At 65.2% G+C, this 13,286-nt stretch carries 13 protein-coding genes and 1 tRNA gene; 9 read left to right on the top strand and 5 right to left on the bottom strand.

The genetic code is table 11. From position 1 onward, the window contains the following. The first annotated feature begins 50 nt into the window (after positions 1–50). Entirely contained in the window at positions 51–788 is a 738-nt protein-coding gene (locus AXZ77_RS08650; RefSeq protein WP_098410833.1) for a sulfite exporter TauE/SafE family protein, read from the top strand. Here AXZ77_RS08650 and AXZ77_RS08645 read toward each other — a convergent pair whose 3' ends face one another. The 3 genes from AXZ77_RS08645 to AXZ77_RS08635 all read right to left on the bottom strand — a co-directional run bounded on the left by AXZ77_RS08645 (position 789) and on the right by AXZ77_RS08635 (position 3,862). Further along, positions 789–1,487 (bottom strand): DUF2927 domain-containing protein, encoded by a 699-nt coding sequence (locus AXZ77_RS08645; RefSeq protein WP_098410832.1) that lies wholly within the window; start codon positions 1,485–1,487, stop codon positions 789–791. A gap of 62 nt (positions 1,488–1,549) precedes the next feature. Beyond that, complete coding sequence (gene aroQ / locus AXZ77_RS08640; RefSeq protein ID WP_098410831.1) at positions 1,550–1,987, bottom strand: type II 3-dehydroquinate dehydratase; 438 nt, start codon at positions 1,985–1,987, stop codon at positions 1,550–1,552. A 222-nt stretch (positions 1,988–2,209) separates the two neighbouring features. Continuing rightward, positions 2,210–3,862 carry a BCCT family transporter gene (locus tag AXZ77_RS08635; protein WP_098410830.1) on the bottom strand — a complete coding sequence of 551 codons (1,653 nt, stop codon included), beginning with the start codon at positions 3,860–3,862 and terminating at the stop codon, positions 2,210–2,212. Positions 3,863–4,208: 346 nt separating this feature from the next. On the opposite strand from AXZ77_RS08635, the gene AXZ77_RS08630 reads away from it, so the two are divergent. Then, positions 4,209–5,411 (top strand): M24 family metallopeptidase, encoded by a 1,203-nt coding sequence (locus AXZ77_RS08630; protein ID WP_098410829.1) that lies wholly within the window; start codon positions 4,209–4,211, stop codon positions 5,409–5,411. A 137-nt stretch (positions 5,412–5,548) separates the two neighbouring features. Here the strand turns inward: AXZ77_RS08630 and AXZ77_RS08625 are convergent. Then, positions 5,549–5,638: transfer RNA gene (locus tag AXZ77_RS08625), tRNA-Ser, on the bottom strand. A gap of 179 nt (positions 5,639–5,817) precedes the next feature. Here AXZ77_RS08625 and AXZ77_RS08620 point away from each other — a divergent pair. The 7 genes from AXZ77_RS08620 to AXZ77_RS08590 all read left to right on the top strand — a co-directional run bounded on the left by AXZ77_RS08620 (position 5,818) and on the right by AXZ77_RS08590 (position 12,803). Further along, positions 5,818–6,918, top strand: a complete 1,101-nt coding sequence (locus AXZ77_RS08620; protein ID WP_255266445.1) for an AI-2E family transporter — start codon at positions 5,818–5,820, stop codon at positions 6,916–6,918. Between the two features lie 69 nt (positions 6,919–6,987). Beyond that, complete coding sequence (locus AXZ77_RS08615; protein ID WP_098410828.1) at positions 6,988–8,418, top strand: YdiU family protein; 1,431 nt, start codon at positions 6,988–6,990, stop codon at positions 8,416–8,418. A 27-nt stretch (positions 8,419–8,445) separates the two neighbouring features. Then, positions 8,446–9,165, top strand: coding sequence for an endonuclease/exonuclease/phosphatase family protein (locus AXZ77_RS08610; RefSeq protein ID WP_078523140.1), 720 nt, complete (start codon positions 8,446–8,448; stop codon positions 9,163–9,165). 64 nt (positions 9,166–9,229) lie between these two features. Continuing rightward, on the top strand, positions 9,230–10,126 hold the full coding sequence (locus AXZ77_RS08605) for a DMT family transporter (protein ID WP_098410827.1): 897 nt from the start codon (positions 9,230–9,232) through the stop codon (positions 10,124–10,126). 104 nt (positions 10,127–10,230) lie between these two features. Then, entirely contained in the window at positions 10,231–11,505 is a 1,275-nt protein-coding gene (gene eno, locus AXZ77_RS08600) for a phosphopyruvate hydratase (protein ID WP_098410826.1), read from the top strand. Between the two features lie 198 nt (positions 11,506–11,703). Continuing rightward, entirely contained in the window at positions 11,704–12,378 is a 675-nt protein-coding gene (locus AXZ77_RS08595; RefSeq protein WP_098410825.1) for a haloacid dehalogenase type II, read from the top strand. Next, positions 12,375–12,803, top strand: coding sequence for a cupin domain-containing protein (locus AXZ77_RS08590; RefSeq protein ID WP_078541337.1), 429 nt, complete (start codon positions 12,375–12,377; stop codon positions 12,801–12,803). The genes AXZ77_RS08595 and AXZ77_RS08590 overlap by 4 nt, the downstream gene beginning before the upstream one ends. Here the strand turns inward: AXZ77_RS08590 and AXZ77_RS08585 are convergent, their stop codons facing one another. Next, on the bottom strand, positions 12,804–13,250 hold the full coding sequence (locus tag AXZ77_RS08585; protein ID WP_098410824.1) for a DUF4405 domain-containing protein: 447 nt from the start codon (positions 13,248–13,250) through the stop codon (positions 12,804–12,806). Between the last annotated feature and the right edge of the window lie 36 nt (positions 13,251–13,286).

Genomic DNA, 13,286 nt, shown 5'->3' with positions numbered 1-13,286 from the left:
CCCCTGGGCGGAGCCACCCGATCCTCCCCTCCCGACCGGACCCCGTTTACATGTATGAAATCGTTTTGCTGATCGTGGCGGCTCTGATCGTCGGGATGTCGAAGGGTGGGCTGTCGACTGCCGCGGCCATCGCGGTGCCGATGCTGGCGCTGTTCATGAACCCCGTGAAAGCGGCGGCGACGCTGCTGCCGGTCTATATCGTGACCGATTGGGTGGGCGTCTGGCTCTACCGCCACCATTTCTCGAAGCGGAACCTGTTCATCCTCTTGCCTGCGATCCTGGCGGGCGTCGCCATCGCGACCCTCATCACGCCCTACACGCCCGAATGGGCGCTGCTGATCTTCACCGGGTTGATCGGGATCTGGCATGTCGCGCGCGCCTGGCTGAAACGCCATGACGACAGCCAAGCCGAGGCTCATATCATGCCGGGGCTGTTCTGGGGGACACTGACCGGGATCGCGAGCTTCATCACCCATTCCGGCGCGCCGCCGGTGCAGGCCTATCTGCTGCCGCAGAAGCTGCCGAAACTGGAATTCGCGGGCACCATCGCCATCGCTTTCGCGATCGGCAATATCGTGAAACTGCCCGCCTATTGGGTGATCGGTCAGCTCGACGGGCTGAACTGGTCGCTGGTCGCGGGGCTTGCGGTGGCGGGCATCGCGGGCACCGTCGCAGGGCGCTGGCTGACCGCGCGGCTGTCGCAGCAACTCTACATGCGGGTCATCCAGATCATGCTGGCGGTGCTGTCGGTTCTGCTGCTGATCCGCGGCGGGATGCAGGTGATCTGATCAGCGCGGCGGGTAATGGCTGCGCAGGGTCATCGCGTCCTGCCCGATCAACCGCGTGACCGAATTCCCGTTCTCCGAGAAAATCGAGTTTTGCGTATAATACGGGTCTTCCAGATCGGTCGAGAAGCCCAGCGATTGCACGATTTCCTCCAGCACGACCGAGCGGATGTCGCGCATCTGGATGTCGCGGCTGAAGGCGATATCGGCATCGGTGATCCGACCCGTATTCGTCTGCCAGTAGAAGGTCACTTTCGCGACCGTGCCCCGACCGAGCCGCCTGCCGTTGAGGCGGTGCGAGGGCGTTCCCCGCACGGTGCCGCCCACGGGCGTGTCGGTCAGATAGAGATTGATATCCGCGGGACGCGCCCCGGCATAGCTCAGATGCAGCGCGGCGCCGGTCTTGTTGATCTGGTCGATCGCCGCGCGGGCGGCCTCTTCGATGGCATGGGCGCGCTTGGCGGGGAAATGCTTTGAGCGGAAAGCGAGGCCCACCGTCAGATCGCGGCACTTGCTGGCCGCCCATCGGCGATAGGGCAAGGTGCAGGCGCCCCCGGGTCGCGCGGCGCAGGCCATCGCCCGGTAGAAGTCGCGATCGCTCATCTTGCCGGAATTGGCGATGTTGCGATCAGCGGCGGTGTCGCGCGCCTGCGCGGGGAGCGCAACGCTCAGCGCAAGCGCGATACTGGCTGCACCGGACATCACCCGGCGCGAAATTCCTACTACCTTTTCAGACCCTTGCAGACCGATCTTAAAGCCCCCTCTTAACTCAGAACCGAACAGGCGCGGCGGGTGGCGAGGGCGTAACCCTCGATCCCGAAGCCCGCCAGAACCCCCTCCGCCCGCTGCGAGATGAAGGAATGATGGCGGAAGCTTTCGCGTTTGTGAACATTCGAAATATGCACCTCGAAAACCGGGCCCTCGAAGGTGTTGAGCGCATCGAGGATCGCGACGGAGGTGTGGGTATAGGCGCCAGCATTGATCACGATGGCGCAGGCTTCGTCGCGCGCACGGTGGATCTGCTCGACGATCTCGCCTTCGAAATTCGACTGGAACAGCGCCACCTCGAAGCCTCGGGGCTGCGCCTCCTCGCGGCAGATCCGCTCCACATCCTCGAGCGTGTCCGAGCCGTAGATCTCGGGCTGGCGCTTGCCCAGAAGGTTCAGGTTCGGGCCGTTGAGGATATGGATGGTCTTCGACATTCTGCGCTCCGGGTGGCGCGTGGGGCGGGCGCGCCCTGCCCCCAGCGCGGATCATTTCCCCAAGCTATAGGGCCTTGCGCGGGTTCGCGTCCAGCAAAAGCGGGGCAATCCTCGACCAACTCACCGCGATCGAGACATCCCGGACGCCGCCGCGCCCCGGTCTTTCCCGCATGAAAAGGCCGGGCGCTGTGGCCCGGCCTTCTCTCGTCATGGGTCTTGCGATCACTCGGCGGGGTTGGCTTGCGCGCCCTGCGGTGCCGGTGGTGGGGTCGGATCGGATCCGTAGAGATCGCCCGGCAATTCGGAGGGCATCGCGTTATCGGCCTCCTCGTCGCTCCGGTAGCGCTGGTTGTGGCGATAGAGCATCAAGGGGTCCCATCGCAGCGCCTTCAACAAGCCCACGAGGATGAAGAAGCACACGATGGCAAAAGGGAAACCCGCCACGACCGCCGCCGCCTGCAGCGCGTTCAGCCCGCCCGCGAGCAGCAGCACCGAGGCCACCGCGCCTTCCGTGATCGCCCAGAAGATCCGCTGCACCTTGGGCGGATCGGCATCGCCGCCCGCGGTCAGCATGTCGATCACGAAGGAGCCCGAGTCCGAGGAGGTCACGAACCACATCACGATCAGGATCACAGCGAAGCCCGAGGTCAGGCTCGCCAGCGGGAAATGCTCGAGCAGCGCGAACATCGCATCGCCATAGGCGTTCTTCGTCGCGTCCACGATGGTGCTGTCACCGCCCAGCGAGATGTCGAGCGCGGTGCCCCCGAAGGCGCAGAACCAGAAGAACATGATCGTCGTCGGCAAGAGCATCACGCCGACCACGAATTCCCGGATCGTGCGCCCTTTCGAGATGCGCGCGATGAAGACGCCCACGAAGGGCGACCAGGAAATCCACCACGCCCAGTAGAAGATCGTCCAGCTATTCTGCCACGAGCCGTCCTTCTGCCACGCCTCGGTCCAGGAGCCCCAGCTGACGAGCTCCGCGATGTAGTCGCCATAGCTTTGGACGAAGAGGTCGAAGATGAAGACTGACGGGCCGACGATCACCATGAAGGCAAGGAAGACGATCGACAGGCCGATATTGAGGTTCGACAGCCGCTTGATCCCGCCGTCGAGACCGGCCACGACCGACAGGGTCGCAGCCGCGGTGATGCAGGCGATGATGATGATCTGCACGGTGGTCGACTGACCGATGCCGAAGACGGTGCCGAGGCCCGAATTGATCTGCATCGCGCCGAGGCCGAGCGAGGTCACGATCCCGAACATGGTGCCGAACACCGCGAGAATATCGACCGCAGAGCCCCACGGCCCGTAGATCTTCTCGCCCAGAAGCGGATAGAGCGCCGAGCGGATCGTCAGCGGCAGGCCCTTGCGGAAGTGGAAATAGGCCAGCGCCAGCGCCACCACTGCATAGATCGCCCAAGCCTGAAAGCCCCAATGCATGCAGGCGATGGTCATCGCTTGCCGGGCGGAGGCCGGGGTTTCCGCCTCGCCGATGGGCGGGGCGAAGAAGTGATAGAGCGGCTCTGCCACGCCCCAGTAGATCAGGCCGATCCCGGCGGAGAACAGCATCGCCGTCCATGAAAAAAGCCCGTAAGCGGGCTTGTCGGTCATGCGACCCAATCGGATATCGCCGTAAGGCCCGAAAGCGAGAAAGACGGTTGCGGCGAGGAACAGGTTCACCTCGACGATCAGCGCCCAGCCGAGATTGGTCGCGAGCCAGCCCTGCAACCCGGTGAAGAGCGCCTTGGCCTGATCGCTGAACATCGAACCGAAGACGATGAACCCGACGATGAGGACCGCCGAGACGAGGAACACCGTCTTGTGGACCTTGGGGAATATGAACAGCCGTTCTTGCGGCATCTTATCTTGCATTGCTCTCCCTTTCTGAGGGCGCGGCGGCGCGTCGATTGACGCAAACGGGGCGCCTGCTCCCCACACTGTCCGGCGAGGTTCCCTCGGCTCGATCAATGTTCCACGCGTGCGCCGGGTTCCGCCGATCGGGAAAAAGAGCAAATCGCATGCGACGGAATGTAAGGACTTGGCAGTGGCGACATTTTCGCCCAATCTGCCGCGCAGGGCTTGAGGCGATGGCGTCGCCGGCGCGTAGCGCGCCCGCCCGATCACCCATCCTGCACGCCGGGATCTTGCTTTGTCGTAGCGCGCGACGGGGGAAGATCGACCCTCGGCGCGGTACGGCCTCTGAGAAGGAAGAGTGCCGATGGACCGTCCTGCTTTTTACCGATTTCACCAAGGCGAGCGCATCCTGCCTTTCGCCGCCACCGAATACGAGGCGCGGCTCGCGGGTCTGCGCGCGGCGATGACCGAAGCGGGCATTGAGGCCTGCCTGTTCACCTCGATGCATAACATCGCCTATTACTCGGGCTTTCTTTACTGCGCCTTCGGGCGGCCCTACGCGCTGGTGGTGACGCCAAGCGAGAGCGTGACGATCTCGGCGGGGATCGATGCCGCGCAGCCGTGGCGGCGCTGCCATGGCGACAACATCACCTATACCGACTGGGCGCGGAACAATTACTGGCGCGCGATCGCGTCGGTCACCGGCAAGCGCCGCGTGCTGGGCGTCGAATCCGATCACCTGACGCTGGCGCAGGCGGCGCTCTTGCAGGATTTCCTCGAGCCGTCGGTGACCCATGACATCGCCCCCGCCACGATGCGGCAACGGATGCACAAATCGCCCGCCGAGATCGCGCTGATCCGGCAAGGCGCGGCGGTCGCCGATGTGGGTGGCTACGCGATCCGCGAGGCGATCCGCGAAGGTGTGCGCGAGATCGATGTCGCGATGGCGGGCCGCGACGCGATGGAGCTGGAGATCGCCAAGCGGTTTCCCGAGGCCGAATATCGCGACACCTGGGTCTGGTTCCAGTCGGGCATCAACACCGACGGCGCGCATAACCCGGTGACGGGCCGCGTTTTGCAGCGCGGCGACATCCTCTCGCTGAACACCTTCCCGATGATCTCGGGCTATTACACGGCGCTGGAGCGGACGCTTTTCGTGGGCGAGGTCGATGACGCCTCGCGCGCGATCTGGGAGGCGAATGTCGCCGCGCATGAATACGGGATGAGCCTGTTGAAGCCGGGCGCGAGCTGCGCCGACGTGACCGAGAAGATCAACGCCTTCTTCGCCGAGCGCGATCTGCTGCAATACCGCACCTTCGGCTATGGCCACAGCTTCGGGGTGCTCTCGCATTACTACGGGCGCGAAGCGGGGCTGGAGCTGCGCGAGGATATCGACACGGTGCTGGAGCCCGGCATGGTGATCTCGATGGAGCCGATGCTGACGATCCCCGAGGGCCAGCCCGGCGCAGGCGGCTACCGCGAGCACGACATCCTCGTGATCACCGAGGACGGCAATGAGAACATCACCGGCTATCCCTACGGCCCCGCGTTCAACGTGGTGGGATGACGTGACCGGCGCGCGGGCGGCACGTCTGCCCGCGTGACTGCCGGACCGCTTGACTGCCCGACCGTGCGGACATGACCGAAAAGAGATCGCGCGCGGCCTGCGCAAAGCGGGTATCATTGGCGAATGCTGGGGGATTGTGGCGGAGCGGAAGGGATTCGAACCCTCGAGACGGTTCCCCGCCTACACACTTTCCAGGCGTGCGCCTTCGACCACTCGGCCACCGCTCCGCCGGCGGGTTTATCCGCAAATCCGGGCGGGATGCAAGACCCGATCCGGAATAATGCGCAGGTCATGAAAAAGCCCTGAAATCACGCGGGTTCGGCGCTTGCGCGCCTGCGCGGCGGCTCCTAGCATAAGAAAAACCGGTTACGACCCCGTCAGGGTCAGGCACAGGAAGATGATGAAGATGAAGGACACTCCCGATGAGGGCCGCCCTGCCCTGATCGATGGGCGCGCGTTCGAGCCGCGTGCGCTCACCAATGTGCTTCTGGGCATCATCGCCTTTGCGCTGGCGCTGTTCCTGATGGTGCAGGCGAAATTCATCCTGATCTCGCTGGCCATCGCGATCATCCTGTTCTCGCTGACCTCCGAGGCGATCAACGCGGTCGGGCGGCTGCGCATCGGGCCGGTCTCGATTCCGCCGCGTCTGGCCTCGCTGGTGGCGCTGGCGCTGATCGCGGGTAGCCTTCTGACGCTGAGCGCGGTGCTGATCTCTCAGGTCAACACGGTCGTCACGATGGTGCTCAACTATGCGGGCCCCGCGCAGCAGGCGATCGCGCAGCTCTTCGGCTGGATGGGCCCCGAGGTCGAGCAATCGGTGCTGGAATCGATGCAGAGCATTCAGGTGGCGGGCTATCTGACCACCTTGGCGGGTCAGGCCTCGAACCTGCTGTCGGCCACGATCCTGATCATTCTCTTCGTGGGCTTCCTCTTTGCCGAGCGGATCTGGTTCGACGCCAAGCTCAACTCGCTGATGGGTGATTCCGAGAGCGCCGAGCGGATCGCGCGGATGGTCGGCACGATCATGCGCCGGGTGAACCACTACCTTCTGGTGAAAGCCATCGTCAGCGCGGTCACCGCCGTCGCGGTCTATGGAGTCTTCACCGTGGGCGGGTTCGATCTGGCGCTGCCGGTCGCGATCATCACCTTCGCGCTGAACTTCATCCCTTCGATCGGCTCGATCATCGCAACCGTCATCGCGACGCTCGCGGTCTATGTGCTGACGCAGAACCCCTACACCGCGGGCACGGTGCTGGTCGCGGTCGGCATCCTGCAATTCGTGATCGGCAATGTGATCGACCCGATGCTGATGGGCCATGCGCTGCGGCTGTCGAGCTTCGGGATCATCATCTCGCTCGCCTTCTGGGGCGCAGTCTGGGGGCTGCCGGGGATGTTCCTCGCCGTGCCGATCATGGTGGCGCTGATGATCATCTGCGCGCAAAGCCCGCGCCTGCGACCCTTGGCGGTGCTGCTGTCGCGCGAAGGCCTGCCCGATATGGACCATTGAGGGCTGCGGGTCGCGCGCGGGGATTGGATTGACCGGCACATGGCTTAGATAGGGAGGCAAGGAGACCCCATGACCATTCCCTTCGACAACAGCTATGCCCGCCTGCCCGACAGCTTCTTCGAGCGTCAGCCGCCCCAACCGGTGAAAGCGCCGGAGTTGGTGGTCCTGAACCGTGACCTTGCCGAGCGTTTGGGGCTCGATGCCGATTGGCTGGAGAGCCCAGAAGGGCTCGCGATGCTGGCGGGCAATACGATGCCCGAAGGCGCCGAGCCGATCGCGCAGGCCTATGCGGGCCACCAGTTCGGCGGCTTCGTGCCGCGTCTGGGCGACGGGCGCGCGGTGTTGCTGGGCGAGATCGTGGCACCGGACGGCGCGCGGTTCGATCTGCAATTGAAAGGCGCGGGCCGCACGCCGTTTTCGCGCGGCCGCTCTGACGGGCGGGCGTGGATCGGTCCGGTGCTGCGCGAATATGTGCTCAGCGAAGCGATGGCGAAGCTGGGCGTGCCGACGACGCGCGCGCTGGCTGCCGTACGCACGGGCGAGACCGTGGTGCGCGATGCCTCGGGCCGCCCCGGTGCGATCCTGACCCGTGTCGCGCGCAGCCATATCCGCGTCGGCACCTTCCAGTATTTCGCGGCGCGCAACGACCGCGATGGATTACGAACGCTTCTCAACACATTGATAGAGCGTCACTATCCTGATTGCGAGACGCCGCTTGAGGTGCTGCGCGCGGTCGCGGCGAAGCAAGGCGAGCTGGTCGCGAAATGGATGGCAATCGGCTTCATCCATGGAGTGATGAACACCGACAATATGGCGCTTTCCGGGGAGACGATCGATTATGGCCCCTGCGCTTTCATGGACCATTACCATCCGGGGCGCGTGTTCTCCTCCATCGACCAGCAAGGGCGCTATGCCTATGCGCGCCAGCCGCAGGTGGCGGTCTGGAACCTCGCGCAATTCGCGACCTGCCTGATGCCGCTGATCGGTGACGACGATGCCGCCATCGAGCAGGCGAGCGCTGCGGTCGACAGCTTCATCGGCGTCTATCAGCGCGAATGGCTGCGGCTGATGGGTCGCAAGATCGGCATTGCAGAGGCGACCGAGGACGATCTGACCCTGATCGAGGATCTGCTGAACCGCATGTCGACGGAGAAAGCCGATTTCACGCGCGTCTTCAGTGCGTTGCGTCGCGATCCTAAGACAGCGGGACAGGAATTCACCGAGCCGATGGCCTTCGATCTCTGGCGCGAGGGCTGGGAGAAGCGGATTGCCAGCGAAGACGATCCGCACTCCGTCATGGCCACCGCGAACCCGCTGCGAATCCCGCGCAATCACCGGATCGAGGAGATGATCGCGGCGGCGGTCGAGGGCGATGACGGCCCGCTCCATAGCCTCATGGCCGCGCTCGCGGATCCCTATGCGGAAGATCCGCGTTACGCCGCTTATGAAGCCGCGCCGAAAACCGATGAGCGGGTTTTCCGCACCTTCTGCGGCACATGAAGACCATCCTGTAAGGCACTCAGAAAAATGACACTTCGGATCGCTTCCTACAATCTGCACAAATGCGTGGGGACCGACCGCAAGCACGATCCGGCGCGGGTCGTGAATGTCATCAATGCGCTGCATGCCGATGTGATCGCCTTGCAGGAGGTCGACAAGCGCATGGGCGAGCGGCCGGCGGCGCTGCCGCAGAAATTGATCGAGGAAGAGACCGACTTCATCCGCCACGACATGCCGCGGACCACCGCCGCCTCGTTGGGCTGGCATGGGCAGGTCGTGCTGGTGCGGCGCGGCTCGCGGGTGCTGGGGGTCGAGCCGGTCACCCTGCCCGGCCTCGAGCCACGCGGGGCAATCGCAGTGAATATCGCCCCCGACAGCGGCGCGCCCTTCCTGCTGATCGCCGCGCATCTGGGGCTGCGGCGCACGGATCGGCGCGCGCAATGGGCGCGGATCGCGGAGATCATGGCCGGGGTGAAACCGCACCCCGCCCTCGCCATCGGCGATTTCAACGAATGGCGCGCGCGGCACGGGTTCGAGGCGCTGACCGGGTTTCACATCCACGCACCGGGCGCGACCTACCCCTCGCGCGCGCCGATCGGCCAGCTCGACCGGATCGTGACTTCGCCGGGGCTGCGGGTGGTGCGCAAGGGCGTGCTGGATACGCCGCTGGCGCGGGTGGCCTCGGATCACCTGCCGATCTGGGCCGATATCGGCGGCATCGTCACCCGGGCGCATCCCAGTTCGTGACGCGCCTTGAAGGCCGATCACACCCGCGCTAGGTGGGCTCTGACCACCCGGTCAGGAGCACCCCATGACACCCGATACCAGCGAAAACGACAACCTGCGCGGCTCGATGCTGATGATCCTCGCGATGGCGGGGTTCGCTCTGGAGGACATGTTCATCAAGATGCTCGCGGGCGACTGGCCGGTGGGGCAAATTCTCGCCGCGGTGGGGCTTGGCGGCGCGACCATCTTCGCGGTGCTCGCCAAGCTGACGGGGGAGCGCATCTTTACCCGCTCGCTGCTGTCGCGGGCGCTGTGGCTGCGCAATCTGGGCGAGATCGTCGGCACCGGCTTCTTCGTCTCCGCCGTGGCTTTCACCCCGCTGGCCCAGGCGACCGCGATCCATCAGGCGACGCCGCTTGCAACCACGCTTGGCGCGGCGATCTTCCTCAAGGAGAGGGTCGGCTGGCGCAGGCTCTCGGCCATTCTGATCGGCTTTCTGGGCGTGCTGGTCGTGATCCGTCCCGGCACCGAGGAATTCTCGATGCTCTCGCTTCTCGCGGTCGGCGCGGTCATCGGCCTATCGATGCGCGATGTGACCACGCGGCGCGTGCCGCGCGACGTGACCTCGCTGCAGGTGGCGACGCTGGGCTTTTTCTGCGTTTTGCCGCTGGGGCTGGTGCTGCTGGCCGTGCTGCCCGAGCCGATCGTCACGCCTGCGCCGATGGACTGGCTCTATCTGCTGGGCGCGCTCGCGATCGGGCCGGTGGGTTATTACGCGCTGATCGCCTCGGTGCGGCTGGGCGAAATCGCGGTAATCATGCCGTTCCGCTATTCGCGCCTCGCCTTCGCCGTGGTGATTTCCACCGTCGTTTTCGCCGAGCCGCCGGACCGCTGGACACTGATCGGCGGGGCGGTGATCGTGGGCTCTGGCCTCTACGCGCTGTGGCGGCAGGCCAAATTGCGTCGTGAAGGCCGCCGTTAGCGGCAACATTTCCTCCAGAAATCGCCCTTACGGCCTTTTCGCAGGCGCAGCACGGGTGTATGCACCTAGCCAAGCATCAACCGGAGCCCGAGGAGAGCGCCCCCATGAGCACCATCATCGACATCCACGCCCGCGAGATTCTCGACAGCCGTGGCAACCCCACCGTCGAAGTCGACGTGATCCTCGAAGACGGCACGATGGGCCGTGCGGCGGTACCGTCGGGCGCCTCGACCGGCGCGCATGAAGCGGTCGAGCGCCGCGACGGCGACAAGGCCCGCTACATGGGCAAAGGCGTTCTGGAAGCGGTCATGGCCGTGAACGGCGAGATCGCGGAGAACCTCGTCGGCGAGGACGTCACCGAGCAGGTCGAGATCGACCGCGCGATGATCGAACTCGACGGCACCGAGAACAAGGGCCGCCTCGGCGCCAACGCGATCCTCGGCGTCTCGCTCGCCTGCGCGAAAGCGGCGGCCGATTTCTCCACCCTTCCGCTTTACCGCTATGTCGGCGGCACCTCGGCGCGCGTCCTGCCGGTGCCGATGATGAACATCATCAATGGCGGCGAGCACGCCGACAACCCGATCGACATCCAGGAATTCATGATCATGCCGGTCTCGGCGGGCAATATCCGCGACGCGGTTCGCATGGGTTCGGAAGTGTTCCACACGCTGAAAAAAGAGCTCTCGGCAGGCGGCATGTCCACCGGTCTGGGCGATGAAGGCGGGTTTGCTCCGGAACTCAGCTCGACCACGGCGGCGCTCGACATCATCCTGAAGTCGATCGAAAAAGCGGGCTACAAACCGGGCGAGGACATCTACCTCGCGATGGATTGCGCCTCGACCGAATATTACAAGAACGGCAAATACGAGATGACCGGCGAAGGTCTGTCGCTGACCTCGGAAGAGAATGTCGACTATCTCGAGAAGCTGCTGGGCGCCTACCCGATCATCTCGATCGAAGACGGTATGGCGGAAGACGACTGGGAAGGCTGGAAGCTCCTGACCGAGCGTCTGGGCGACAAGGTGCAGCTGGTGGGCGACGATCTCTTCGTGACCAACCCGACGCGTCTGGCCGATGGCATCAAGCAGGGCGTCGCGAATTCGATGCTGGTGAAGGTCAACCAGATCGGCACCCTGACCGAGACCCTGCAGGCGGTCGATATGGCGCATCGCGCGGGCTACACCAACGTGATGAGCCACCGTTCGGGCGAGACCGAGGACGCGACCATCGCCGATCTCGCGGTCGCCACGAACTGCGGTCAGATCAAGACCGGCTCGCTGGCACGTTCGGACCGGCTCGCGAAATACAACCAGCTGATCCGTATCGAGGAATCGCTGGGCGAGACCGCGGAATATGCGGGTCGCTCGATCCTGCGCTAAGCGCTCTTTCGAAGTGAAGAATTACCCCGCCGGAGGCAGCCGCCCTCGGCGGGGCTTTCTTTTGCACCTTGCCCGGATCAGCCGCGAAGCGGCCCGGGCAGCGCCCACCCGGCGGTCGCGCACAGCCCTCGATCACAGCATCTGGCGCGAACACGCGGAACGATTGCGCCGCGCGGCGATCCGGGTCAGTGTCGGGCCATGATCAAGGCTCTGATTTTCGATGTGTTCGGCACCTGTGTCGATTGGCGCAACTCGGTCGCGCATGAGGTGGAAATCGCCTTTCCCGGGATCGATTCCCTTGCCTTCGCCGATGCGTGGCGCGCCGAATACGATCCTGCGATGCGGCGCATTCGCGACGGCGGGCGCGGCTATGTGGCGCTCGACGATCTGCATCGCGAGAACCTGCACCGGGTGGCCAAGCGCTTCGCGGTCTCGGCGCCCGACAGCCTGTCGCATGTCTGGGAGCGGCTGAACCCGTGGCCCGATGTGGTCAGCGGCCTTCACGCGCTGAGGCGCCATGCGATCATCGCGCCCTGCTCCAACGGGTCCATCGCGTTGATGACGCGGCTTGCGCGCCATGCGGGGCTGCCGTGGGATTGCATCCTCGGCGCGGATATCGCGCGCGACTACAAGCCCAAGCCAGAGGTCTATCTGGCCTCCTGCGCCGCGCTGCGCCTGCCGCCCGAAGAGGTGATGATGGTGGCCGCGCATAATGACGATCTCGCAGCCGCCCGGGCGCTGGGGCTACAGACCGCTTTCGTGCCGCGCCCCACCGAATACGGGCCCGCTCAGGACAAGGACCTTGTGCCGAGCGAGGAATGGGAGGCCATCGCGCCCGATTTCGAGACGCTGGCGAAGGAGCTTTTCGCATGAGTGAGGCCGACGCGATCATCGAAGCCCTCGGCCTCGCGCCCCATCCCGAGGGCGGGCATTACCGCCAGACCTGGGAGGCCGAGGCCGCCGACGGCGCGCGTCCTTCGGGCACCTGCATCTATTTTCTGCTCAAAGCCGGCGAGCGCAGCCATTGGCACCGGGTGGACGCGACCGAGATCTGGCATTTCCACGCAGGCGCACCGGTGCAGCTCGATATCGCGCCGCAGGAGGCGGGGCCGGTGCTGGAACTACTGTTGGGGCCCGACGTGCTTGGCGGCGATCAACCGCAGGGGATCGTGCCCGCGGGCCAGTGGCAATCGGCGCGCTCCACCGGGGCGTGGAGCCTCGTCAGCTGCACCGTCTCGCCGGGCTTTCGCTTCGAGGGGTTCGAGCTGGCCCCGAGAGGCTTCGACATCCCCCGCTGATCACCAGAGCCCGATGCTCGCCCAGCGGGCCAGCTGATCGAGCCAGCTGATCGGCGGCCACCAGAGCAGCGTCAGCACGATCACCGCGCCCACCAGCCCGACCGCCAGCGCCAATTCGCGCCGGTGACACAGCGTCTGCGCCGCCGCCGACCAGAGCAGGTTGCGGATCACCGGCCAGTGCAGCTTGATGTGCCAGACCCCGGCGAAGATGAAGAGCACCCCCATTGCGAGGTGCAACAGCTCCCAATCGGCGCGGTTCAGCGCGAGGAGCGACCAGTCGATATCCCGCGCCACCCGGCCCGAGGGCGCGATGCTGACGACGAGGCCGGAGACGACCATGACGACGAAACTGAGCCCCGCGAGGAAGACCGCCGCGGCCCGGTTCGAGAACGGGGCCTGCTTGCGCGCCTGCGGCGTGGGACAGGGATCGGTTGGAGTTTCAGACATCGGATTCCCCTCTTCAATGAGGCCGATCCTAGCGCC

The organism is Thioclava sp. ES.031 (genome assembly GCF_002563775.1).
Lineage (GTDB): Bacteria > Pseudomonadota > Alphaproteobacteria > Rhodobacterales > Rhodobacteraceae > Thioclava.
This window is presented reverse-complemented; position numbering and strand designations above follow the sequence as displayed.